Origin of the sequence: Flavobacterium sp. KBS0721 (assembly GCF_002007065.3) — a bacterium.
GTDB lineage: Bacteria > Bacteroidota > Bacteroidia > Flavobacteriales > Flavobacteriaceae > Flavobacterium > Flavobacterium piscis.
The window spans coordinates 5017291-5041937 of sequence record NZ_CP042170.1 but is presented as its reverse complement, the minus strand read 5'-3'; the positions used below and the strand labels follow the sequence as shown (position 1 = coordinate 5041937).

The following is a 24647-nucleotide window of genomic DNA, read 5'->3' as shown; positions in this document are numbered from 1 at the left end:
GTCTGGTTGTCGAGAGATATCTCATCATTATTTTTGCTAAAAACAATATATAATGATGAGAAAAAATATTTTAGTAATTGGCGGAACCGGCTTAGTAGGTAAAGTCATATTACGAATTCTTGAAGCAAGAAATCCTGACTTTAACCTGTTTGTAGGAAGTCGTCAGTCAGGAAAAACGAATAAAAATTTAATTATTGACGTCAACAATCCAAAAACGTTGGAATCTATTATACAGAATAAAATCGACCTGATTGTATTGTGTACAAAAGATCGTAATAATGAAATTTTGCAGTTTGCCATACAAAACAAATTAGATTATATCGATATTACAAAGCCAACACCAGATCTCACTATTGCGTATGATTTAGCTAGGGCAAATAAACAGAAAATAAATAGCCGAATTGTTTTTAGTTCGGGCTGGATGGGCGGTATCGTAGGTAGTCTCGTAGATTTTATGGAGCCTGACAAGCATAAAATTCAGGAAACCAATATTTTTATCTATTATTCTGTAAAAGATTTGGCAGGAAAAAGTTCAGCTAATTTTTTAGCCGAAAACGTATGCAAACCATTTGTTGTTTATAAAAATAACCAACCACAACATGTAAAGCATTTTTTAAATTCCGAAAAATTTAATTTCTCTTTCGGAATTGGGAAACGTCAGGTTTATAATCTTGATGTTCCGGATTTGTTTATTTTAAATCAGATAGAAAAAATACCAACTGTTTTGGTTAAGATGACCTACAATTCTAAGTTTGTAACCAGTTTGATGGGGTATTTTCAATCGCTTAAGATTTTTAATATCATGTTTTTAAAAGAAAGACAATTGCTTTTTGGTTCAAGCGGAAATGGCGATCAAACCATTTTTGAAGTAATCATAAAAACGAAGGATAAAACAAAAAGAGTTAGCTTGCAAAGCATTAAAGGTCAGGCGGAATTGACGGCTTTTTCGACAGTTTTGCATATCGAAAAAATGTTGAGTGACACTTTATCAGGCGGAATTTATTTTAGTCATCAAATACATTCGTCGAAAGAAGTTTATGAGGCTTTAAATACTTACAGTACCATTAATCTTAAAATAAACGAATAGAGCATGAAAAAAATACTCATTATAAATGGACATCCAAATCCGTCAAGCTTCAATTTTGGCATAGCCGAATCTTATTTAAAAGGTGCAATCGCTTCCGGTGCAGAAGTCGAAACCATAACAATTGCAGCATTAAATTTTAATCCAAACCTGCAATTTGGTTATCAAAAACGAACTGAATTAGAACCGGATTTGCTGGAGTCCTGGGAAAAAATCAAAAGGGCAGACCATTTGGTTTGGATTCATCCGGTTTGGTGGGGAGGTTTGCCGGCAATTACAAAAGGATTTATTGATCGTTTGTTTTTACCAGGAATGGCGTTTCAATATCGTGAAAACTCAGTCTGGTGGGATAAACTGCTAAAAGGAAAAACGGCACATATTATTACAACTCTTGATCAGCCAGGCTGGTACTATAGATTTTTTTATGGAAGACCAAGTGTAAATCAATTAAAGAAATCTACTTTAGAATTCTGCGGTGTAAAACCCGTAAAAGTAAGTTACATCGGAATTATAAAAACAGCTACAGATTTTCAAAGAGAAAAATGGCTGCAAGAAGTTTACGATTTCGGATTAAAGAACAAATAAACAATTTTGCCACGAATTACACCAATTAGTACTAATTTTTCATTTATAAATGTTCTAATTTATCCTTTAGATTCGTGTAGTTCGTGGCAAAAAATAGTTATCAATAAGGTAATACTTTTTTACCTTTTACTTCTTCTAGTAATTCGGCCATAGCCAAATAAAAAGCACTGCTTCCGCAAATGATGCCAATTGCTCCAGCAAGAGTAGCTATTGACTCAATTTCAGTCCATTTTTCTATAGCCAAAAGAAAAAATAAAACGGTTAATGAAAGAAAAATAAATTGCTGAACCTTGCTTCCGCCCCATGTTCCGTACCACATAAAAGCAGTAAATATTCCCCAAAGAGCGAGATACCATCCTAAAAATGAAGAAGGAGTAGGTCCCGCTACAGTAATATCACTACTTGGAAGCATCCAGATCGCAACCAAAGTAATCCAGAAAAAACCATAGGACGTAAAGGCAGTAGCGGCAAAAATATTTCCCCGTTTAAAAGCAATAATTCCCGCAATTACCTGAGCAATTCCGCCATAAAAGATTCCCATTGAAAGGATGACAGCACTTATAGGAAAAAATCCCATATTGTGAATGTTTAATAAAATAGTGGTCATTCCGAAACCCAGAAGACCCAGTGGTGCAGAATTTGCTAATTGTTTTTCCAATTTCTAAGATTTTAATAAATTATTAATAGGTCAAAAATATAGAAAAAATACTACAAAATATATTGTTGCTTAAAAAATCTACCGAAATAATCGTTGCAGATGGATTTTAAAATTAAGAAGTTAAATCTAATCCAAATGTAGATCTTAAAAGTTCCAGATTAGGATTAATTTCCACCAGTCGATTGTATCGATCCTGATCGTTTAAACTTCTCTTAATTTCAATAGTTTCATTTACATTCACTTCAATTGTAATGTCATGATTGTGTAAATGTCCTTTTAAATGCCCTAAAAGACCATGAATCTGACCTTCAAAATCAAGTTTAGAACCTTCATTAGGTAATTCGAAAGTAATAACTGTTCCATTTAATTTAGGATCGTTAATCAATAGTAGCGATTGCATGATTTTATGGCCTTTGTCCCCCAAACGTTGTGCATATTTATTCCATTGCACTAACATTTCAGTCTCCGTAAATTCTTCCGTAGGCATTACAGAAGTCGGTTTTACATAAGACATATTGGCGGCTTCCAGCTCTTTTTTCTTGCGAATACTCGATAAAGAAAAAGCAGAAATTTTAGGTTCGTTACTAATTTCAGGTTGTGGAGTTTCAACTTTTGGAGTTTCAGCAGTATTGTTTACAGCAACATTGTCATTTTGATTGACATTGCTATTTTGATTGAAATTGTTTTCTCCCTCAGTATTTGGAATTTGGGTTTTCTGATTTGTAATTTCTCCTCCAGTATTTGGAATTTGGGTTTTTGCAGTTGGAATTTCAGTAATAGAATATCCACTATTTCTGTAATAAGTAGGGGGAATTATGAATTGCTCAACTTTTTTTTTTCTCCATCAAAGCTGATAGAGGCCAATTGCATCAAACATAATTCAACCAAAAGGCGTTGGTTCTGACTCAGTTTGTATTTTAAATCGCAGTCATTTGCGATATCAATTCCTTTTAATAGAAATTCCTGAGAACATTTTTGAGCCTGAACGCCATACATTTGTTGCGCTTGTTCACCCACTTCCAGCAAAGCGATTGTAGCAGGAGTTTTACTTACCAGTAAATCCCTGAAATGCGAAGCCAGACCGGCAATAAAATGATGCCCGTCAAAACCTTTTGCCAGAATATCATTGTAAGCTAATAAAAGATCCGGAATTTTATTTTCTAAAAGTAAATCGGTAATGCTAATGTAAGTTTCGTAATCTAAAACGTTAAGGTTTTCGGTTACAGCCTGACGTGTTAAGTTCGTTCCGCAGTAGGAAACCACACGGTCAAAAATAGATAAAGCGTCACGCATTGCACCATCTGCCTTTTGAGCAATAATGTGCAAAGCATCGTCTTCAAAATTGATTCCCTGACTTTTCGCAACTTCAGCCAAATGTTCTTTAGCATCTTTTACTGTAATTCTTTTGAAATCAAATATCTGACAACGAGATAAAATCGTTGGAATAATTTTGTGTTTCTCTGTTGTTGCTAAAATAAAAATAGCATGTTTTGGCGGCTCTTCTAATGTTTTAAGGAAAGCATTAAAAGCTGCCGAAGACAACATATGAACCTCGTCAATAATATAGACTTTATATTGTCCGGTTTGTGGCGGGATTCTAACCTGATCGATCAGGCTACGAATATCATCAACCGAGTTGTTCGATGCCGCATCTAACTCAAAAACGTTAAAAGCGAAATCCTCATTAGGATCATCATATCCGGGCTGATTTATTTTTCGAGCCAAAATACGCGCGCAAGTAGTTTTACCAACTCCACGTGGTCCTGTAAATAAAAGGGCAGAAGCAAGGTGATTGCTGTCTATGGCATTCAACAAAGTGTTGGTAATAGCTTTTTGTCCCACAACATCCTTAAAGGTCTGTGGGCGATACTTACGAGCCGATACTACAAATTGTTCCATATTCTTTTTATTCGATAGCAAATATAGGCTGAAATTTACCAAATCACAAATCTGAAAATCATAAATATTTAAGGGAATTTTGATTGTTTTGAATGTGAGTCAGTAAGGAATTTGAATTTGAATTTTTTAATATAATAGTGATTAAATAGAATGCTGATAAAACGGATTCGCTAAAGCGAAAACGCGGATTTTTACGGATTTTTTTTCTTAACACTTGTCTTCCTGAGCGAAGTCGAAGATCGAAATCATTATCGACAATCAAAGTGTTTGCGAGGAACGAAGCAATCTCATTATAATTTATTTTTTGTCTATTTTTAAATATATCAAGTTTTGCTATTTGAATTTCTTTTATTTTAACTGCAGTCTTTAAATTTAATTATATTTGAAATGTTACATTCATTCTGTCAGCACGTTTGATACGAAAGTACCACTCATAAATACCTTTTCATCCTAAATCCCAATATTCAATGAAAAAACTTGTACAACTACTCATAATTGCACTTTGCTCATTCCAACTTCAAGCCCAAACAGCACAAGATACGATTGATATCAAACGTGTTGCTTTAGCATACATTGAAGCACAACATACTCCAAACCCGAAATTGATGGAAAGTGCTTTGCATCCTCGCTTGGTAAAAAGATCGGTTTTTAGAAGCAAGGCCGCTCAAAAAGATTATATATCAGAATACTTTACAGAGAATATGGTAATTCTTGCAGAAACTTATAATGTAAAAGGGGATAAATTCCCTAAAAATCCAAGGAAGGAAATTAAGCTTTTGGATATTTCGGCAAGAACAGCATCTGTAAAACTATTGGCCGATGCCTGGATAGATTATATGCATATTGTAAAAACCAATGGCGAGTGGAAAATTATAAATGTACTCTGGCAATATAATGATGTCACGCAACATGAATAAACCTTAAATAAAAATCTCATTTACTATTTACCATGTTACTCAATATAATCCATGCAACAATTTAATTTTAGAAATAATACTTTAAATCTTAAAGTCAAAAAATCGCCATTTGCAGTTAGAATTCTAATGTTCTTTTTTGCGTTTGCATTTTTTATTTTTCCTTTGGTTGGAACTATTGTAAGTGTTTTGATTGGAGGCGGATTGCAAATTGGCTATTTTATATGGATTGGAATATTTGGGTTGATGGGTTTTTATCTTCTTAGAGTTTCACTTTGGAATACATATGGCGAAGAGACTATAGAAATTTGAATAATAAAATTATTTATGAAGCTATTTATGGTTGGTTTAAAGATGGAAAAAAAGAAACATTAATTTCAGATCCGAATTATCAAGCTATACCTGCCGGATATATAGAAGATAATGAAGGTGTTTTACTTATCGCTTCTGAAAATACTGAAATACAATCTGTTGTAAAAATGAAAATGCCTCAGTTAGAAGAATTAATTTCTATTTTAGCAACTTCAAAAATATAGGATATTTATTTCTTTTTTACTGGAAATGATATAAAAACCTTCTAATATCATATAATGTTTTTATAGTTAATCTGTTTAATTTTAGATAGTTAATTATTAAAAAAATGTTATTATGAAAATTCAAACAATTTTACTGGGAATCGGACTTTTTGTTTCACTTGCAGCCTGCGCTCCAAAAGATGCAGATATTGAAAAAGCTATCAGCGAAAAATTGAGCGACACGCCAAACGTACAAGTAACTGTACATGATGGTGTAGCAACAATTACTGGAACTTGCGACGACGCAATTTTCAAAAAAAATATCGAAAAAAGCGTTAGAGCAGTAAAAGGAGTAAAATCTGTTGTGAATACCTGCGAGATTGCAAGAGCCAATCAAGAACCTGCGGCAGCAGCTGTTATCATTAATCCAGATACAGAGTTAGATAAATCGATACATAAAGTTGTAGATGCTTACGATGGAGTAAGTGCTACGGTTGTAGGTGGTGTAGTAACACTTTCTGGAGAAATTAAAAGAGAAAAACTACAGCCTTTAATGCAAAGTATACAGGAACTGAAACCGAAAAAAGTGGATAACAAATTAATCATTAAATAAGTTATGATGAGTTTACAAGATAAATATAGAGATGTCACAGATTTGGCAGGTGAATTAGGAATCGCCAATTTGCAGGTAAGAGAACAAGATAATGTTTTGTATATAGACGGTCAAGCCAAATCGGCAGCAGATAAAGAAAAACTGTGGGATGCTTACGGAAAAATAGATCCTGATTATCGTTCTGCTGATGTGGTAATGAACATCGCTGTTACTGAAGGAGCTACAACTGAATACACTGTAAAAAGTGGAGATTCCTTGTCTAGAATTGGAAAAGCTCATGGCGTTTCCTGGGAAGCCATTTTTGAAGCCAACAAAGATATTGTTAAAAATCCTGACCTGATTCAACCAGGTTGGAAATTAAAAATACCAACAGCATAATTTAGTTTTGTGTTGTTATTGAAAGTCCGTCTTATGATGGGCTTTTTTTATGTTTTGAATTGAAATGGGCACGCGTATGACAATGATTTTTTATTTTGTCATTCGCAAGGAATGATAATCTCAGTAAATTAAAGTTAAAATTTATCATGATTTCGAAATATTACCAAAAATTGGTAACTTTGATTTAATTATAAAATGCTATGGGACGAAATACTTCAATATCACTAGGAAATCATTTTGAAAACTTCATTGAAAATAGTCTTTCTGAAGGAAGATTTAAAAACGCGAGTGAAGTAGTTAGAGCCGGTTTACGCCTTTTAGAAGAGGAAGAAAATAAACTAATTATTTTGAAGAAGGCAGTTCAGGATGGAATTGACAGCGGACGTGCCGTAAACTTCAATGCCAAAAAGCACCTTGAAAGTTTAAAAGCAAAGAGAAAAAATGGCTAAATATTATTTGACTAATAAAGCGGTCGACGATTTAGCTACTATTTGGGATTATACTTATGATGAATGGTCAGAGAGTCAGGCGGATAAATATTATCTTCTACTTTTAAACTCGTGTCAGGAAATAGCCGAAAATCCAAGTCTCGGAAAAAAATACGATAACGTAACAGAAAAATTGTTAGGTTTTAAATCGAATCAGCACATAATTTTTTATCAGATTATTTCAAATAAAGAAGTTGAAATCATTAGAATTCTTCATGTTAGAATGGATTTAAAAAGTAAGTTTTAACTTTTTTCGCCTTTCATTTCGATTGTTATGAAATTTTTTTAGGAGCAGATCCTGCTATCCGTTCCAATCTTTTGTGGCGAACCCCACCGCACGAAGTTTAATATTTTATGTCGCTGAGTTTAAGTTATTTTAAACCCAGCGACTTATTATTTATCTTCCTTTAATGCTTAAATCAAATAAAAATTTAGCAGTTTCCTGATCTGAGTCGGCGGAAAAGCCTGCTACATAAACGCCTTTTTTGCCTGATGTTGATTTAATTCCGTATACAACTGCCTCATCGCCAGGGTCTGATTCCCCTTCGTATCGATACACATGTACAATTTCAAATTTTTCAGGATTCTTTTTAATCAGGTCCGAGTTTAGATTAAAATCACAAGTAAATCCTTTTTCATGTAATTGATCCAGAGCTTTTGAAACAGTTGCGTAGTGATACATTCTTGTCATGATAATTGAATTTTAAAATTATGGATTTTAAAGATAACCAATTTAAAATTAAATCATTATGATAATAGGCCAAAAATCTAAAATTTAAAATGATTATTGTTAGTAGATAAAACGCTACTTTTGCACCGCAGACCGCCTTATCGTCGTCCCAATTTATCGGGAGGGAGGAAAGTCCGGACACCACAGAGAAGCATAGCGGGTAACACCCGTCGGCGTTAGAGATAACGCAAGGACAAGTGCAACAGAAAGTATGTACAGGTAATGCTGTAGTGAAACCAGGTAAACTCTATGCGGTGAAATACCAAGTATATCAGCATTTAAGGGCTTCTCGTCCGTTGTTGAAGGGTAGGTAGCTTGAGTCATGTAGTAATACATGATCTAGATAAATGATAAGGCCTTGATTTATCGAGGACAGAATCCGGCTTACAGGTCTGCATTTTTTATATATTTGTGAAACTCTCTAATCTACCTTCATGAATATAACCACTCCAAAACCTTTTGCTAAACCGGGAAAAAGTACTTTTAAACTCATAATTACCAATCTTACTTTTTGGGTTTTAATTGCCATTATTGCCGGGATTTTGCTAGGACATTTTTCGCCCGAAAATGGTGTAAAAATGGAAATTTTAGGCACTAAATTTATCGCACTAATCAAACTTTTTATTGGTCCGATTATCTTCCTTACCATTGTATTGGGAATTTCCGGAATGGGAAACCTGAAAAAAGTAGGCCGAATTGGTGTGAAAGCGCTGGGATACTTTGAGGTAGTTTCGACAGTGGCACTGGCTATTGGTGTTGCAGTGGCTTATTTTTTTAAACCCGGTAAAATTGATAAATCAGGTTTGACTTTGGGCGATGCTAGTCAATATACAAAAGGCACAGCGAAGGATTTTTCGTGGTTGGAGTTTTTCTTTTCGAACTTTACATTACAGGTCTTACTGGCAGCAATTGTTTGCGGTATTGCTTTGAACTTTTACAGCAAAAGAGAACAAACCATTTTGGTACTGGAACGCTTTTCAAAAGTCGTTTTCTTTGGGTTGAAATACGTCATGTATCTTGCCCCAATTGGTGCATTTGGCGGAATGGCGTATACGATTGGTAAGTTTGGTTTGGGAACTTTGATTCCGCTTGGCAAACTGATGCTTTGTGTTTACCTGACTATGGCTTTGTTTGTGTTTTTGATTTTGGGAAGTATTTTGCGATATTATAAAATCAGTATTCTTTCGATTTTAAAATATATTAAAGAAGAGCTTTTACTGGTTTTGGGAACTTCGTCATCTGAAGCTGCTTTACCAAGTATTATGGTAAAACTGGAACAAATGGGTTGCAGTAAATCGGTTGTGGGGTTGGTGATCCCAACGGGTTATTCTTTTAATCTCGACGGAACTTCAATTTATTTGTCGATGTCGGTGATTTTTCTGGCACAATTGTATGATGTACATTTGAGTTTTTTCGAAATACTAAGTGTAATAGGAATCCTGATGATTACCTCAAAAGGTGCGGCGGGAGTTACCGGAAGCGGTTTTATTGTTCTGGCTTCGACATTGACGGCATTGCATAAAATTCCTGTAGAAGGCTTGGCTTTTTTACTGGGAGTTGATAAATTTATGAGCGAAGCAAGAGCGATAACCAATTTGATTGGAAATACAGTAGCAACAATTGTAATCTCAAAAAGCGAACGTGATTTTACAGAGCTTAATCTCGATCCAGTTGTAGAGGAATAATTTGTTTGGCTTTGCGCGTAATGACACACGGATGACACGGATTCGCTTTCGCGAAAGCGCGGATTTATGCGGATTTTTATTGGTTTGTGTTTGGTTCTTTTGCACCACATTTTTGTCATTTCGAACGAAGAGAGAAATCACACGCGTAATTCCGTTCCTACGTTACTTTATATTTATTGGAATTTAAAATTTAAAATTTATGATTAGAATAGGAATTTTAGGGCTCGGTGGAGTAGGTGGTTATTTTGGAGGACTTTTAGCGAAAGCGTATTACAAGTCTGAAGAAATTGAAGTGATTTTTATCGCTCGTGGCGAAACTCAAAAAGCAATCGCCGAAAACGGATTGACAATCATTACAGATGATACAGAAACTGTTGTTTATCCAAAATTGGTTTCGAATAATCCGGATGAAATTGGCATATTGGATTATTTAATTTGTGCCACTAAAACCTATGACATCGAGGAAAGTTTACTTTCGTTGCAGCAATGTATCGCTCAGGAAACGGTGATTCTTCCGCTATATAATGGAGTAGATGCTCCAGAACGTATTCATAAATTATTTCCAGAAAATGATATTTTGCAAGGTTGTGTTTATATTATTTCGATGATTTTTTCGCCTGGAACAATTCGGAAAATTGGTTTTTATGAAAAGTTATTCTTTGGTTCTAAAACGGCTTCAAATTCAAAATTAAACGAATTACAAAGCATTTTTCAGAAAGCTAAAATCGAAAGTTATTTGGTAGAGAATATTGAAGAAACAGTTTGGGAAAAATTCATTTTCATTTCTGCTCTGGCTTCTGTAACTTCTTATTTAAACCAGAATATTGGACAGATTTTAAGCAATTCTGATGCTAAAGCTATTTATGTAGAATTACTTAAAGAAATTGAAATGGTAGCCAAAGCCAAAGGTTTACAACTATCAGATGATATTGTAAACCAGACTATTGTAAAACTAGAAAAATCGCCTAAAGAAGCGACTTCATCTATGCACAGGGATTACTTGGCAGGTAATAAAATAGAAGCGGCTTCGCTGACAAAATTTGTAGTCGAAGAAGCTTTGAAATATGGCGTAAAAACTCCTCTGTACGAAAAAATAAGTACCGTTTTATTGTCTTGAAAAGTTTATGCTTCGTCTTTTGTAGCGCGCACTAAACTAATTCCTGACATAAAAAACACTATACCTAATATACCGTAAATAATTAGTGATTTAATGTCTCGCGTTTCGCCTGAAGTCCCTGCAAATATAACAGCAGTATAAATCAAACCAACGATTCCGAGGATGGTTAATAGTCCTCCGAAAAATCTTTTTAGGTTCATGATGTTTGGTTTTAAATGTTCATTACAAATGTATTACGTACTTGATGTAAATAGTTATACAATTGGTTCTAAAACTTATATCATTTACAGTAGTTTATATAATGCCCAATACTTTGCTACATATTTAGTGTAAGAAAATATTTTGATTTTTAATTCCTTTGTATTGTTTTAATCTTATTTTTGATGCAACAATTTAAAAATCAAACATGAAGAAAAATTACCTGTTTTTACTTTTAGCTGTTCTTTTTATTAATGCTGTTCAGGCGCAGGATGATGCTCCGATTGCTGTAGTTAAAAATCAGTTTAAGGTTAATTTGCTATTTCCCGCATTTGTTTATGAGCATGGTTTTGATGCTAAAAACACACTTTATTCTGAAGTAACTTTAGGAGTTGGTTATCGTTATAGCAGTTATTATGGCGAATCAAGTTGGTATGTTTTTCCTACGATCAACGAACAGTTTCGTCATTATTATAATTTAGAAAAAAGAGCTGCCAAAGGAAAAAGAACCGCCCGCAATTCAGGGAACTTTTTAGCCGCGTCTGCTTATTATAACTTTAAATCATTAAATACCAACGAAAAATACGGTAATTACGATCCGTCGTTTACTTTGGCAGCACTTTGGGGGTTTCAACGTACTTACAAAGGCCGGTTCAATCTTGAAGTACATTTAGGGCCGGGTGTGAATTTTGATAAATATGATACTGAATTTGTACCCGTTGCTAACTTTACTTTAGGTTGGGTTATTGGAAAATAATCAAAAGAGATATAGTAGAAAACCTTGAGAGATCAAGGTTTTTCTATTTTAAATTCTAATCCAATATTTCGAACACTTTCAATTTTTATTTTTGGATCTGAGTTAAAATATTTTCTAAGTCTGCTGATAAAAACATCCATACTTCGTCCTGAAAAATAATCGTCTTTTTTCCAGACCGACATTAAAATTTGATCTCTTTTTAATAGCTGATTATGATTCAGATATAAATATTCGATAAGAGAAGCTTCCATTTCTGTGAGCTGCTGCACGTGATTTTTATTATTAAGGGTTAATCTTTCATTATCAAAAATATAAGAACCAATTTCAATTATATTATTTCCCTCGAGACTTCTTTTTTGCTCCATTCTCTTTAAAATGTTCTGCAAACGCAGAATCAGTTCGTCTACTTCAAAAGGTTTTATGATATAATCGTCTGCGCCCAGTTTTAAACCAATAATTTTGTCTTCTTTTAATTTTCTTGCAGTCAGGAAAATAAACGGAATTTCGGGATTGATCGTAATTATTTTTTCGGCCAGTGAAAATCCGTCCATTTTGGGCATCATGACATCAAAAACGCAAATATCAAAAGTCTGTTTTTTAAAATAGTCTACAGCTATTTCTCCATTTTCTGCCCAGATTACTTCAAATTGATGCAGTTCTAAGTATTGTTTTAAAATGGCTGCAAAATCAAAATCGTCTTCAGCTAAAAGTAATTTTTTCAAAATAAGGTAATTTAAACTTTTAATAAAATAGTAAACTGAGTTCCTTTTCCTAAATCACTCACAACATTCACAGTACCCTGATGCGCTTTTATAATTTGATCTACATAATAAAGACCTAATCCTAAGCCTTTTGTATTGTGAAGGTTTCCTTGTTGTACGCGATAAAATTTTTCAAAAAGAAGTGATTGTTTGTTCTTTTCAATTCCAATTCCGTCATCTTCAATACTAATAGAGAACTGATTTTCGACAATACTTGTTTTTACAGTTATCGTGTTTGAACCATATTTTACAGCATTTTCAAGAACATTTAAAAACGCAGTTGTGAGATGGAATTTATCTAAAACCAAAATTGTTTTATGAGTTTGAAAATCGGTTTTAAGATTGATTTTTGGAAATGCAATTTTAAAATCATTGATTATCGTTAACAGAAAATCTTCCGTTTCTATTTTTTCTTTTTGTAATTCAATTCCATTCTCGGCCAGTGAATTCGCCATCACCTGATCGATCAAATTTTGTAAACGATTGTTTTGGCGTGAAATCGTATTGACGATAGCATTAAAATTTTCATCATTATCTCTAATATCTTTTCGCTCTAATATTTTGGTCGAAATACCCAAAGTCGCCAAAGGAGTTTTGAGTTCGTGCGTAATATTATTAATAAAATCGGTTTTGATTTCGTTTACTTTTTTCTGCTTGATTAAGGCTTTTATGGCAATGACAAAAAGCGTTATAAGCGTTAGTACAGAAAGCAGCGAGAGAATTAAAACAAAAGTCATTCGTCTTAAAATAATCATTTCCCAATCGATTACCGAGATATACATGGAGTCTTCGGTCAGTAATTTATAATCCTGACTGGCATAAGAACCGTTTGTTGTTCCAACATAATTTCTAACCAGAAATGCATGATTTAAGGATGCCAGATTACCGTATAGTTTATTTCGAATAAAAGGTTTTTCAGAAAAAATAGTATCTGCTTTTTTGGCATTTTGATACAGGACAAATTTATTCAGTACAATAGCAAAATCTATCTTTAGATCCGGTAAATCTCTTTCGAATTTACGCTGAATTTTTTGCGTTAATGCATCCCGATATTCATTTTCAAGAATGTATTTTTTAACATCGACTTTGGTATTTTTCCCCTGAATATAATTTTCAGATAATTGTTTGTAGAGCGCGTCTTTTTTTGCTACAAGTACCGAATCAATATCACTATAATTATTAGAGATTTGAGCAATTTCATTTTTGATTTCGGTATGAAACTGCGCCACTTTGTAATCGTAAGTAGTTTTTACCAAATAGCATTGTACCGCTGATAGAACGATAAGAGCAACGACAGAAAACGCTATTAGTAAATTGATTCTTTGTTTCATTAGTTGTTTTTGTTATGGCTCGCGGATGAAACGGGTTAAACTGGTTTACACGGATTTTTTTTTTTACGCAGATTAAAGACTTTTCAGATTTATAAAAAAATCCGTGTAAATCCGTAAAATCCGTGGGCTATTCCTAATTTCAAAATTAATGCTTTTATGATACAATCAGCACATTAACCCCGCATTAACCTTCAATTAACCTACGCAACCTTTTTTTTAAAGCATTTTTGCAGGATCACAACTTTAACTCCAACCAAAAATGACCGCCTATTTGCCCTTGAAACTTTTCCTGATTTTATTTCTTTTTCTGCTTTCGTTATTTGGATATTCTCAAAATGAAACACCAAAAGACAGTATTTCGAATACATTAAATGAAGTTGTGGTTGCTCAGAACAAAAAAACTTTTACCAATGCAAACGGAAATATAAAAGTTGATGTCGCCAATTCGATCTATAATTCGATCCCAAATACGGTTGATTTATTAGCAAAATTGCCAACGGTTCAGGTAAGTTCTGATAAAGAAAGTATTTCGGTTGTTGGGCGCGGAAATCCTTTAATCTACATCGACAATCAAAAAGTTGGAATGAACGATTTGAATGCTTTGGCTGTGGCCGATATTAAAACGATAGAAATCATTCAGAACCCGTCCTCTAAATATGAAGCCGAAGGTCGTTCTGTAATCCTGATTACACGAAGATTTAGCAAAAAAGATGGTTTTAGAACAGAGATTTCTGAGGTTGTTTCTTTTAAGAAAAAATACAGTAATTATCTTGGTTTTAATACCAGTTTTAAAAAGAATAAAATCGAATGGAAAGCCAATTTTAATTACAATCAATTACAGCCTTGGGAAAATCATAGTATCGATTATCAAATTCCGGATGCGCAAATTATTTCTAAGTATGATGTAACTGCTTATTCTAAAAAAAGGCAATTTGTTTTTGGAGGCAGTTTATTTTACAAAATAAACGAAGAGGATTATTTTTCGTTTAGTGTAAACGGCAGGCCTCAAAAAGACATTTTTCCAATTAATACTATAACAGGTAATACAAATAAAAATGTAGAAAATAATGTTTTAACGTATAGTGATAATGACAGCAAGAAGAATTTTGTAAACTCATTTGTAAACTATTCTAAAAAAATAAAAGCGATCGATACACAGGTTTTTACCGGTTTGCAATATTCTAATTTCGATCAGGGATTATGGAGCCATGTGCAGAATAATTATAATAATACCCAATTTGAACTCACACAACTTCGTGATCAAAAATTTCAGGTCAATGTATTTTCAGGAAAGATTGATGTTGAGAAAAAGTTTAAAAACGAAATGAAGTTGGAAATAGGAGGATTGTATGCTTCTGCCGATTCAAAATCAGATTCTGATATAGTGTATTTTGAGAAAAGTGAAAATGAAATTAGTCATTATGATTTTAAAGAGCAAAATCTGGCAGGTTACACTCAGCTTTCAGGAAAGATTAAAAAAGTCGATTTCTCCGTGGGTTTTAGAGTTGAAAACACCAATGTAAACGGAAAGTTTAAAACTGATTTATCGCCTTTAATCAATAAAAATTATACTGATTTTTTCCCCAAAATACAGTTTTCAGTCGCAATAGACAGTACGAAAAACATTAGTATAAATTACGCAAAGAGTATTTCAAGACCCAATTATTCGTCGCTAAGTCAGGGGACAACATATATAAATCCGTATTTTTTATATGCCAGAAATATCAATCTGAATCCTACGATTGTCAACGAAATTTCTTCGACATTTCAGTATCATGATAAATCGGTAAAACTAACCTATTATCAAAATACAAATCCGGTTTACAATAGTTTCTTTTTTGATAAAGAACTGAATATAATGACTTTTAAAGACGTGAATTTTGACAAGGAATCTGCGTTTGTTCTCGACGTTGAAGTGCCTTTTACCTATAAATTCTGGACGATAACCAATTCTTTAGTTTTTGTTTCAGAGAAGATGATGCTTCGGCAGTATTTTTATCTTCAAAACCGTATGCATATTATTATTCAAACAATGAATTCAAACTGCCAAAAGGATATACGGCTGTTCTTGCTTTTAGAGGAGTTACAAAACAAAACAAAGGTGTTTTTGAAAGAAATGCCAGGGCAATTGTAGACATGGCAGTTTCGAAAACTTTCTTTAAAAATTGGAATTGCAGTCTGAACTTTAATAATGTATTTAAAAAGATAAATGAAGAAGAAGTATTTACCATTAACAATATCAACTCAAAAGCAAGGTATTTGGTAGATGAACATGAAATTTCTATTTCAATCAAGTATTCTTTTGGAAAAGTAAAGGAAACTGAATTTAAAGGAAAAAGCATGGAGCAAAACTCGGGCCGGGTGAATTAAAAAAAGAAATCATTGTGTGTAATTATTTTTAACACATAGAAACATACAATGGTTTACTCGAAAAAAGGCGTTTCACTTATTTCAAATGCACAGAGCGGGCTATGAGAAGGAAATTTATTTCTTTTTTGGAATTCTTTTAGATGCATAAAAAAAATCTATGTTTCTATGTGTTAAAATTAAAGTTTAGAATTTCAATTATTGCAAAATGGAGCGAAATCGGAAATATTATAAAATCTCGATTTCGCTCCATTTGAGCTTATTATATTCAAACTAAAACTAACCTTCGTCGTCTTCTGTAGCTTTATTTAATTTAATAGTCAGTTCTTCCTCATCATCAGTCGAGTTGAGTTCGAAGAAACTAAAAAATGAACCTCCATAATTTTTTTGAAAAGAAAAATTACTTAAATGTTCCATTTTCGTGTATTTAGAATGTTCAATAATCATCATTCCGTCTTCATTTAATAGTTCTCTTTCGAAAACCGTAAGAACAATTTTTTCAAACGCTGCCTGATCTAATCCGTAAGGAGGATCGGCAAAAATGATATCGTAAGAGGTTTTGCAATTGTCTAAGAATTTATAGACATCACTTTTCGTTGCAGCGACATCAAAATCATATTCTGATGACACTTGTTTGATAAATTTTACACATCCAAAATCACCATCAACTGAGGTTATTGGAGCACTTCCGCGCGAAGCGAATTCGTAAGTAATGTTTCCTGTTCCGGCAAATAAATCCAAAACCTTTAAGCCTTCAAAACTAAAATGATTGTTCAAAACATTAAACAATGCTTCTTTACTCATGTCAGTCGTAGGTCTTACAGGAAGGTTTTTTGGCGGAAAAATGCGGCGTCCTTTGTATTTTCCTGAAATGATTCTCATGATTGAAATAAGATATAATGTTTTTTATTTTGTGCAGTTGAAAAGCTGTTTCTTTCTTGTAATGTGCTTACATCCAAAAATGAAATATGACGAATGTATTTGTATGCAATGGAATAGTACGGATCGTTTTGATGTATAGTACCTAATAATTCAAGCGGAAAACTTTCCGGATTCAAGCTCAATTGTTCGGCTGTAAAAAGAATGTAATAAAGAAAATCTTCCGGAGTCTGATATTCAAAAGAATTGAATAATAACAATTTCTGATTTTGAACCACGATAACTTCAAAATGATTGGCATTGAAATTTACTACCATTTTTTTCTGATCATTGTTCTTGGAGCTTTCAAGAATTTTCTCGACCAAAATACTGTTGACGTGTTTGTAATCAAACGAACCAACGGTGTCAATCAAAAAGTTGTTGATATTGATGTAGGGGATATAAACCGAATGCATTTCGTAATTCGAAATTTGATCGAAAGTAAAAAAGTCGGTTTCAAAAACCTTTGTATTGTATTGTAAATAGCTTCCTAAGAAATTTTCGTCGAACAAAGCGCTCGGTACAAAAGTCGAAAGATTATTATTATGGATGACTAAAATTTCATCGTAAGTATCTTTTAGTTCCGGATAATTTTTAAAAGCGGCGCTGTATAATTCTTCAATTTTTGATGGCTTTTGCGTAGCATCAAAATTGATTTCATTAAAGGCTGTTATTGTATTATTTAAAGTATCAAAACAACAAAATGAAAATCCGTTCAGTGAAACCTGAATAGAAAGCTTTTTGTAATTTTTGGAAGTGATGTTAGTATTTTGCAATGACATATTGATTTACAATTCGTTACCTGTTTTACAAGAAAGAATTTAAGGCGATTACAAACTTACAAATAAAATAAATAACAATATCAATGTCAATGCCAACTTCAATGTCAAATTTCAATTTCAAAAAGTAATATCTTAATTTAAATAGTTGTGTGGTTTTTCGGTATCTCTAATTTTATTTAAAATTAATTTTTAGAATCCGCGTTGGTGTTTTTTATCGATTGAGATTAAAGTTTGAGATTGATATTGAAATTTGACATTGACATTGAAGTTTGACATTGAAATTGATTTTTGAAATTGATTTTTGAAATTGACATTGAAGTTTGACATTGAAGTTTGACATTGATTTTTGACATTGAAATTGATTTTTGAAATTGACATTGAATTTGATATTTAAAAGCCCGTTCTTTGTAGTTCAATTTTTCCCTATGAATTCATCACTTTTTTATGGCGTTTTACAAAAACGATTTCCTTTTGCACCCACTTATAAACAGGATGTTTTTTTTCAGAAAATCGCTATTTTTCTAACAGACACGCATAACGATACGATTTTTGTCTTGAAAGGATATGCAGGAACCGGAAAAACAACCGTGATCTCGACAATCGTAAACAATCTGGGAGATATTAATAAAAAGTTTGTTTTGCTGGCGCCAACAGGTCGTGCGGCAAAAGTGATTGCCAATTATTCGAATACACCCGCGTTTACAATTCATAAAAAAATATATTTTCCTAAAAAATCTGCTGGCGGAGGCGTGGCTTTTACCAAGCAGGTAAACAAACATAAAAACACCATTTTTATCGTCGATGAGGCTTCGATGATTTCAGACAGCAATTCAGATTCGAAATTGTACGATAACGGATCACTTCTGGATGATTTAATTCAGTATGTATATTCCGGGACCAATTGCAAGATGATTCTTTTGGGAGATACAGCGCAGTTGCCACCGGTGAATTTGGATATAAGTCCTGCGCTTGATGTGCAAACTCTGGCTGTGCATTATGACAAAGAAATCGAACATATCGAACTCGACGAAGTAATGCGTCAGGAAGAAAGTTCCGGGATTTTGTACAATGCGACAGAACTGCGTGAATTACTGAAAGATACTTTTATCACTGAGTTTAAATTTGATGTAAAAAGATTTAAAGATATTATTCGTCTTACCGATGGTTATGATATTCAGGATGCGATAAACTCGGCTTACAGTAATTATAGTATAGAGGATACAGCTTTTATTGTACGTTCGAATAAAAGGGCGAATCAATACAACGAACAAATCAGAACGAGGATTTTATTTAAAGAAAGCGAACTTTCGGTTGGGGATTTCCTGATGGTGGTAAAGAATAATTATTTCTGGCTAAAAGAAACCGATGAAGCCGGATTTATTGCCAACGGAGATATTATTGAAGTTTTGGAACTCTTCGGAATCAAGGAATTATATGGGTTCAATTTTGCGAAAGTAAAAATCAGAATGGTCGATTATCCGGATCAGAAACCTTTTGAAACGGTATTGTTGTTAGATACCATTAAAAGTGAATCTCCGTCTCTAACCTACGAAGAATCAAATCGTTTGTACGAAGAGGTCATGAAAGATTACGAAAGCGAAACCACAAAATACAAGAAGTTCCAAAAAGTAAAAGAGAACGAGTATTTCAACGGATTACAAGTAAAATTCTCCTACGCGATTACGTGTCACAAATCGCAAGGTGGGCAATGGAATACTGTCTTTATAGAACAACCTTACCTGCCAAACGGAATCGATCGTGATTATATCAGGTGGTTGTATACCGCTATGACACGTGCCAAAAATAAATTATATTTGATAGGATTTAAAGACGAAAGTTTTGAAGAGTAGTTTTTTTTTGCCACGAATTTCACGAATGAGTACGAATTTTCTTTTTATTAAATTCGTTAAAATTGCCTAATAAATAAGTACAACTAGAAAAATTGCCGCAAAGAATTAATTAGTGAAAATTAGTGAAATTCGTGGCAAAAAATCTAAATATAATGACAACACTAAACGACTTACATTCGATTTCATCAACGTTTTCGAATACAGATAAAATGCCGGTTTTGTTTTTGGGACACGGCAGCCCGATGAATGCTATTGAAGAAAATCAGTTTGTAGCTAGTTTTCGAGATTTGGCTAAAACATTGCCACAGCCCAATGCTATTTTATGTGTTTCTGCGCATTGGTTTACCAATGGAACCAAAGTTACTGCAATGCAAATGCCGAGAACAATCCATGATTTTGGAGGTTTTCCTCAAGCGCTTTTTGATGTGCAATATCCTGCGAAAGGAAGTCCTGAACTGGCTGTTGAAACTAAGAAAATATTAGAACCCGTAAATGTAGATTTAGATGAACATTGGGGTTTAGATCATGGCGCGTGGAGTGTAATTAAACACTTATATCCTGAGGCAAATGTTCCTGTAATTCAGTTGAGTATTGATTATACTAAATCGGGACAATATCATTTTGAATTGGCTCAGAAATTACAATCTTTACGTCGTAAAGGAGTTTTAATTATTGGCAGCGGAAATATCGTTCACAATCTCCGTTTGGTTGATTTCAGAAATTTTGACAAGGACAATTACGGTTTCGATTGGGCGATTGAAGCGCGCGAAACCATTAATAATTATTTGCTTGACGAGAATTTTCAACCTTTAATTGATTTCGAAAAAATGAATAAGGCGATACAATTGGCGATTCCAACGCCGGATCATTATTTGCCTTTATTATATACTTTAGGTTTAAAAGAAAAATCAGAAGAACTGAGTTTATTCAACGATAAATTGTTGGCCGGTTCTTTGAGTATGACATCAGTAAAAATTTTGTAACATACTTAAATAAACTCTGCGAATCTCTGTGAAAATCTTTGTGACACTTTGTGTTATAATTTTTACCACAGAGATCCACAAAGATTTTCACAGAGATTCACGAAGAATAAAATAAATTTAAAAATATTAGGATGAAAATAATAGCTGTAATTCCGGCGCGATATGCATCAACACGTTTTCCTGCTAAACTCATGCAGGATTTGGGAGGGAAAACCGTAATTCTAAGAACTTACGAAGCAGCGGTTGCCACAAAATTGTTTGATGACGTATTTGTAGTAACCGACTCGGATTTGATTTTTGATGAAATTGTTTCGCATGGTGGAAAAGCCATCATGAGTATCAAAGAACACGAATCAGGCAGTGATCGTATTGCTGAAGCTATTTTTAGCCTTGATGTTGATATTATTGTGAATGTTCAGGGTGACGAACCTTTTACTGAAGCTGGGCCTTTAGAACAGGTTTTGTCGGTTTTTAAAGATGATGAAGATCATAAAGTTGATTTGGCTTCGCTAATGCGTGAGATTACAGATGAAGACGAAATCAATAACCCGAATAATGTAAAAGTTGTAGTAGATCAATCGCAGTTTGCGCTGTATTTTTCAAGATCTGTAATTCCGTATCCGAGGGATAAGGATGTTGGTGTTCGTTATTTTCAGCACATCGGGATTTATGCTTTTAGAAAACAGGCTTTATTAGATTTTTACAGCCTTCCTATGAAGTCTTTAGAAGCATCTGAGAAACTGGAACAACTTCGTTATTTAGAATTCGGAAAACGTATTAAAATGGTTGAGACAACTCATGTTGGAATTGGGATTGATACTGCTGAGGATTTAGAAAAGGCTCGTACTATTTTAGGAGTTTAGTTTGCGCGTAATGGCACACGGATGACACGGATTCGCTTGCGCGAAAGCACGGATAAAAAACGGATTTTAATGAAAAAAAATACAAAACAATATGTGATTCGAAAATTGAAATGGCCTATTAGTTATTTTGATTATCTAGAAAATTATCTTGTTTTATTTATGCCAGTTTTATTGATTTATGCTGGTATAACTAATTATGAAAGAGATGGGCCTTTTCTTATGTCATGGGGATTAATAATTTTGATTGTTTTTGTTGTAAGAATTGAAACTGAGCGCCGTTTCAAAGAGTTAATTTTAGTAAAAGATTATTCGACAGATGAAATAGGAAAATTGCTGCAAAAAAATAAGTGGACCTTAATTCATAAAGGGGATGGAACTTTAGAATTTTATACCGGTGGATCTTCATTTTCTTGGGGGCAAAAGGTCACAATAGTTAAGGTTGCAAAAGAAAAAATATTGATAAATACTTTACCAGCACGAAGAGCTCCGTTTACTTTTTTTAAGGATATACTTAATTATAAGGAAGTAAAAAAGATATTAGAATCTTAAAAAATTAGATATAAAAAAAGCTCCAAATATTGGAGCTTTTTTTTAAATATATAAATCTAAATTTATTGATACAAATTTGGATATTTCGAAGGATTAACTTCATTCATCAAAGTATATACTTTCTCGAAAATATCTTCGGCAGAAGGTTTTGAGAAATAATCACCATCAGTTCCGTAAGCTGGTCTGTGTGCTTTTGCAGTCAGCGTTTGCGGTTTACTGTCTAAGTGAATGTACGCATCTTGTTCTTCCAGAATTTGTTGCAGGATGTAAGCCGAAGCTCCACCAGGAACATCTTCGTCGATTACTAAAAGACGATTTGTTTTAGCGATACTTTTTACAATATCTTTATTGATATCAAACGGAAGTAAGGACTGAATGTCGATTACTTCACAATCGATTCCTAATTCCAGAAGTTCGTTTGCGGCTTGTTCGACCAATCTTAAAGTCGATCCGTATGAAACTAATGTAATGTCAGCACCTTCTTTTAGGGTTTCAACTACACCAATCGGTGTTTTGAATTCACCAAAATTCAAAGGTGTTTTTTCTTTTAATCGGTAACCATTCAAACATTCGATTACAAGAGCCGGTTCGTCAGTTTCTAAAAGAGCGTTGTAAAAACCTGCTGCTTGTGTCATGTTTCTTGGTACGAGAACGTGAATACCACGAACGGCGTTGATAATCATTCCCATTGGAGAACCGGAATGCCAGATTCCTTCCAGACGATGTCCGCGGGTTCTGATAATCAGTGGCGCTTTTTGTTTACCAACGGTTCTGTATTGTAATGTCGCCAAATCATCGCTCATGATTTGAATTGCGTAGAGTAAATAATCTAAATACTGAATTTCAGCAATTGGACGTAAACCTCTTAAAGCCATCCCGATTCCTTGCCCAATAATAGTAGCTTCACGAATACCAACATCGGCAACACGAAGTTCTCCGTATTTTTCCTGCATTCCTTCAAGGCCTTGGTTTACGTCACCAATATTTCCTACGTCTTCACCAAAGATTAGTGTTTCAGGATATTTGGTAAACAAAGCATCAAAGTTATCACGAAGGATCATTCGGCCATCAAGGTCGGCTTTTGCATTATCAGCATATTCAGGAAGCACTTTTTCTACAGAAAAAACATTTTTATCTGAATCTGAATGCAAATGGCTGCTGAATCTTGGTTGGGTAATTTCGATATAATTAGTAATCCAGTCAGACAATAAAACTTTGCTGTTTGGAATTTCTATAAAACGCAATATTTTTCTGGCGATTACCAGCATTTCCTTTTTTAAAGGCGATTTGATAACGCTTAATTCAGAAATGTATTTTTGTATTTTATCTTTATGGTTGATACTGGCAGCAGAAATTTGCTCCAGCAAAGCCATAAGATTTTTTTGATCTTCGATAATTGGGTTGATAAAAGAGTTCCAGGCTTCTTTTTTAGCTTCGAAAACTTCTTTTTTCAATTGGGCATCAATTTCGGCCAATTCTTCAGGCGATGCAATATTGATGGCAATCATCCATAAACGCATCTGACGAATACAATCAAAATCTTTTTCCCAAGCCAGTCTTTCGGCGTTTTTGTAACGCTCGTGAGAACCAGAAGTAGAGTGGCCTTGCGGTTGTGTTAATTCGTTTACGTGAATTAAAACCGGAACGTGCTGTTCGCGGGCAATTGCAGCAGCTCTTTCGTAAGTCGAAACCAACTCTGCATAATCCCATCCTTTAACCCTGAAAATTTCGTAACCGTTTGCATCTTCGTCGCGTTGGTATCCTTTTAAGATTTCAGAGATGTTTTCTTTGGTAGTTTGATGTCTTGCGTGAACCGAGATTCCGTACTCATCATCCCAAACACTCATTACCATTGGTACCTGCAAAACTCCGGCAGCATTTATGGTTTCGAAAAATAAACCTTCAGAAGTACTTGCGTTTCCTATAGTTCCCCAGGCTATTTCGTTTCCGTTTACAGAGAATTTGTCTTTAGTTTTAATACCTTCAACATTTCTGTAAATTTTAGATGCCTGGGCCAAACCCAATAATCTTGGCATTTGTCCTGCTGTAGGCGATATATCTGCGCTTGAATTTTTTTGTTTTGTTAAGTCTTTCCAGGATCCGTCTTCGTTTAAACTGTGCGTTACAAAGTGTCCGCCCATTTGTCTTCCGGCAGACATTGGATCAAAATTTAAATCAGTATGACCATATAAACCTGCGAAAAATTGTTTTGGAGTCAGTTCTCCAATAGCCATCATAAAAGTCTGATCGCGATAGTATCCGGAACGAAAATCTCCGTTTTGAAAAGATTTTGCCATAGCAAGCTGTGGAACTTCTTTTCCGTCACCAAATATTCCAAACTTGGCTTTTCCTGTCAATACTTCTTTACGACCTAAAAGGCTACATTCGCGGCTGGTTACTGCAATTCTGTAGTCATTCAATACCTCAGTTTTGAAATCTTCAAATGTTAATGTAGTATTGCTTTTTTCTTTTATCATAATCTTGAGGGGTCATGTTAGACTGCGAAATTACTTAAAAACAATCAATAATCATAATTCTTTAAAATAAATATAATTTAATTATTTGTATTTAAAATCAAAAAACTACGTATTTTATTTGGGTTATTTTTATAATAAAATGTAA

Annotated in this window: 28 protein-coding genes and 1 other RNA gene; 19 read left to right on the top strand and 10 right to left on the bottom strand. The window is 33.7% G+C overall.

Annotation, left to right across the window (positions count from 1 at the left end):
* Window positions 1-52: 52 nt before the first annotated feature.
* A complete protein-coding gene (locus tag B0M43_RS21050) occupies window positions 53-1087 on the top strand; it encodes a saccharopine dehydrogenase NADP-binding domain-containing protein (RefSeq protein ID WP_246860159.1) in 1035 nt (344 codons plus the stop codon).
* 3 nt (window positions 1088-1090) lie between these two features.
* A complete protein-coding gene (locus B0M43_RS21045; RefSeq protein ID WP_078005264.1) occupies window positions 1091-1669 on the top strand; it encodes an NAD(P)H-dependent oxidoreductase in 579 nt (192 codons plus the stop codon).
* 100 nt (window positions 1670-1769) lie between these two features.
* On the opposite strand, the gene B0M43_RS21040 is transcribed toward B0M43_RS21045, so the two are convergent.
* The 3 genes from B0M43_RS21040 to dnaX all read right to left on the bottom strand — a co-directional run bounded on the left by B0M43_RS21040 (window position 1770) and on the right by dnaX (window position 4226).
* On the bottom strand, window positions 1770-2327 hold the full coding sequence (locus B0M43_RS21040) for a GPR1/FUN34/YaaH family transporter (RefSeq protein ID WP_065449428.1): 558 nt from the start codon (window positions 2325-2327) through the stop codon (window positions 1770-1772).
* Window positions 2328-2439: 112 nt separating this feature from the next.
* Entirely contained in the window at window positions 2440-2814 is a 375-nt protein-coding gene (locus B0M43_RS21035; protein ID WP_243397536.1) for a DNA polymerase III, read from the bottom strand.
* Window positions 2815-3140: 326 nt separating this feature from the next.
* The gene (dnaX, locus tag B0M43_RS21030) at window positions 3141-4226 is read right to left on the bottom strand and encodes a DNA polymerase III subunit gamma/tau (protein WP_065449430.1); all 1086 of its coding nucleotides are present in this window, start codon (window positions 4224-4226) and stop codon (window positions 3141-3143) included.
* A gap of 467 nt (window positions 4227-4693) precedes the next feature.
* On the opposite strand from dnaX, the gene B0M43_RS21025 reads away from it, so the two are divergent.
* From B0M43_RS21025 to B0M43_RS20995, 7 genes are all read left to right on the top strand, one after another.
* Window positions 4694-5143, top strand: coding sequence for a nuclear transport factor 2 family protein (locus tag B0M43_RS21025; RefSeq protein ID WP_078005263.1), 450 nt, complete (start codon window positions 4694-4696; stop codon window positions 5141-5143).
* Window positions 5144-5194: 51 nt separating this feature from the next.
* A complete protein-coding gene (locus B0M43_RS21020) occupies window positions 5195-5452 on the top strand; it encodes a hypothetical protein (RefSeq protein ID WP_078005262.1) in 258 nt (85 codons plus the stop codon).
* Window positions 5449-5676 (top strand): hypothetical protein, encoded by a 228-nt coding sequence (locus B0M43_RS21015; protein WP_078005261.1) that lies wholly within the window; start codon window positions 5449-5451, stop codon window positions 5674-5676. Before B0M43_RS21020 ends, B0M43_RS21015 begins: the two co-directional genes overlap by 4 nt.
* Before the next feature lie 112 nt (window positions 5677-5788).
* Window positions 5789-6268 (top strand): BON domain-containing protein, encoded by a 480-nt coding sequence (locus B0M43_RS21010; RefSeq protein ID WP_078005260.1) that lies wholly within the window; start codon window positions 5789-5791, stop codon window positions 6266-6268.
* A gap of 3 nt (window positions 6269-6271) precedes the next feature.
* The gene (locus tag B0M43_RS21005; RefSeq protein WP_243397535.1) at window positions 6272-6646 is read left to right on the top strand and encodes a LysM peptidoglycan-binding domain-containing protein; all 375 of its coding nucleotides are present in this window, start codon (window positions 6272-6274) and stop codon (window positions 6644-6646) included.
* A gap of 200 nt (window positions 6647-6846) precedes the next feature.
* Complete coding sequence (locus tag B0M43_RS21000; RefSeq protein WP_078005259.1) at window positions 6847-7095, top strand: type II toxin-antitoxin system ParD family antitoxin; 249 nt, start codon at window positions 6847-6849, stop codon at window positions 7093-7095.
* Window positions 7088-7381 carry a type II toxin-antitoxin system RelE/ParE family toxin gene (locus B0M43_RS20995; protein WP_065449436.1) on the top strand — a complete coding sequence of 98 codons (294 nt, stop codon included), beginning with the start codon at window positions 7088-7090 and terminating at the stop codon, window positions 7379-7381. The genes B0M43_RS21000 and B0M43_RS20995 overlap by 8 nt, the downstream gene beginning before the upstream one ends.
* A 150-nt stretch (window positions 7382-7531) precedes the next feature.
* Here B0M43_RS20995 and B0M43_RS20990 read toward each other — a convergent pair whose 3' ends face one another.
* Window positions 7532-7825 carry a hypothetical protein gene (locus tag B0M43_RS20990; RefSeq protein WP_065449437.1) on the bottom strand — a complete coding sequence of 98 codons (294 nt, stop codon included), beginning with the start codon at window positions 7823-7825 and terminating at the stop codon, window positions 7532-7534.
* 124 nt (window positions 7826-7949) lie between these two features.
* Here B0M43_RS20990 and rnpB point away from each other — a divergent pair.
* The 3 genes from rnpB to B0M43_RS20975 all read left to right on the top strand — a co-directional run bounded on the left by rnpB (window position 7950) and on the right by B0M43_RS20975 (window position 10666).
* Window positions 7950-8267: RNase P RNA component class A (rnpB, locus tag B0M43_RS20985), an RNA gene on the top strand.
* A 31-nt stretch (window positions 8268-8298) separates the two neighbouring features.
* The gene (locus tag B0M43_RS20980) at window positions 8299-9549 is read left to right on the top strand and encodes a cation:dicarboxylate symporter family transporter (RefSeq protein WP_078005258.1); all 1251 of its coding nucleotides are present in this window, start codon (window positions 8299-8301) and stop codon (window positions 9547-9549) included.
* 199 nt (window positions 9550-9748) lie between these two features.
* Complete coding sequence (locus B0M43_RS20975) at window positions 9749-10666, top strand: ketopantoate reductase family protein (RefSeq protein WP_078005257.1); 918 nt, start codon at window positions 9749-9751, stop codon at window positions 10664-10666.
* Between the two features lie 5 nt (window positions 10667-10671).
* Here B0M43_RS20975 and B0M43_RS20970 read toward each other — a convergent pair whose 3' ends face one another.
* Window positions 10672-10866, bottom strand: coding sequence for a hypothetical protein (locus tag B0M43_RS20970; protein ID WP_055096600.1), 195 nt, complete (start codon window positions 10864-10866; stop codon window positions 10672-10674).
* 206 nt (window positions 10867-11072) lie between these two features.
* Here B0M43_RS20970 and B0M43_RS20965 point away from each other — a divergent pair, with 206 nt between their 5' ends.
* Complete coding sequence (locus tag B0M43_RS20965) at window positions 11073-11621, top strand: hypothetical protein (RefSeq protein WP_078005256.1); 549 nt, start codon at window positions 11073-11075, stop codon at window positions 11619-11621.
* A gap of 32 nt (window positions 11622-11653) precedes the next feature.
* On the opposite strand, the gene B0M43_RS20960 is transcribed toward B0M43_RS20965, so the two are convergent.
* Complete coding sequence (locus tag B0M43_RS20960; protein ID WP_065449441.1) at window positions 11654-12343, bottom strand: response regulator transcription factor; 690 nt, start codon at window positions 12341-12343, stop codon at window positions 11654-11656.
* Between the two features lie 11 nt (window positions 12344-12354).
* Entirely contained in the window at window positions 12355-13713 is a 1359-nt protein-coding gene (locus B0M43_RS20955) for a sensor histidine kinase KdpD (protein WP_078005255.1), read from the bottom strand.
* A gap of 259 nt (window positions 13714-13972) precedes the next feature.
* Between B0M43_RS20955 and B0M43_RS20950 the strand changes: the two genes are divergently transcribed.
* Window positions 13973-15847, top strand: coding sequence for a TonB-dependent receptor (locus B0M43_RS20950; protein WP_256370409.1), 1875 nt, complete (start codon window positions 13973-13975; stop codon window positions 15845-15847).
* Entirely contained in the window at window positions 15757-16083 is a 327-nt protein-coding gene (locus tag B0M43_RS24815; protein ID WP_256370428.1) for an outer membrane beta-barrel protein, read from the top strand. The genes B0M43_RS20950 and B0M43_RS24815 overlap by 91 nt, the downstream gene beginning before the upstream one ends.
* Window positions 16084-16359: 276 nt before the next feature.
* On the opposite strand, the gene B0M43_RS20945 is transcribed toward B0M43_RS24815, so the two are convergent.
* The gene (locus B0M43_RS20945) at window positions 16360-16962 is read right to left on the bottom strand and encodes an RsmD family RNA methyltransferase (RefSeq protein WP_078005254.1); all 603 of its coding nucleotides are present in this window, start codon (window positions 16960-16962) and stop codon (window positions 16360-16362) included.
* Window positions 16959-17780: a DUF3822 family protein gene (locus tag B0M43_RS20940; protein ID WP_078005253.1), complete on the bottom strand. Its 822-nt coding sequence runs from the start codon at window positions 17778-17780 to the stop codon at window positions 16959-16961. The genes B0M43_RS20945 and B0M43_RS20940 overlap by 4 nt, the downstream gene beginning before the upstream one ends.
* 425 nt (window positions 17781-18205) lie before the next feature.
* Here B0M43_RS20940 and B0M43_RS20935 point away from each other — a divergent pair, with 425 nt between their 5' ends.
* The 4 genes from B0M43_RS20935 to B0M43_RS20920 all read left to right on the top strand — a co-directional run bounded on the left by B0M43_RS20935 (window position 18206) and on the right by B0M43_RS20920 (window position 22025).
* Complete coding sequence (locus tag B0M43_RS20935; protein WP_078005252.1) at window positions 18206-19630, top strand: ATP-dependent RecD-like DNA helicase; 1425 nt, start codon at window positions 18206-18208, stop codon at window positions 19628-19630.
* Between the two features lie 152 nt (window positions 19631-19782).
* Window positions 19783-20613, top strand: a complete 831-nt coding sequence (ygiD, locus tag B0M43_RS20930; RefSeq protein WP_078005251.1) for a 4,5-DOPA dioxygenase extradiol — start codon at window positions 19783-19785, stop codon at window positions 20611-20613.
* 131 nt (window positions 20614-20744) lie between these two features.
* Window positions 20745-21476 carry a 3-deoxy-manno-octulosonate cytidylyltransferase gene (kdsB, locus tag B0M43_RS20925; protein ID WP_078005250.1) on the top strand — a complete coding sequence of 244 codons (732 nt, stop codon included), beginning with the start codon at window positions 20745-20747 and terminating at the stop codon, window positions 21474-21476.
* Between the two features lie 69 nt (window positions 21477-21545).
* Window positions 21546-22025: a hypothetical protein gene (locus B0M43_RS20920; protein WP_123921736.1), complete on the top strand. Its 480-nt coding sequence runs from the start codon at window positions 21546-21548 to the stop codon at window positions 22023-22025.
* 62 nt (window positions 22026-22087) lie between these two features.
* Here the strand turns inward: B0M43_RS20920 and B0M43_RS20915 are convergent, their stop codons facing one another.
* On the bottom strand, window positions 22088-24502 hold the full coding sequence (locus B0M43_RS20915) for a thiamine pyrophosphate-dependent enzyme (protein ID WP_078005248.1): 2415 nt from the start codon (window positions 24500-24502) through the stop codon (window positions 22088-22090).
* Window positions 24503-24647 lie beyond the last annotated feature (145 nt).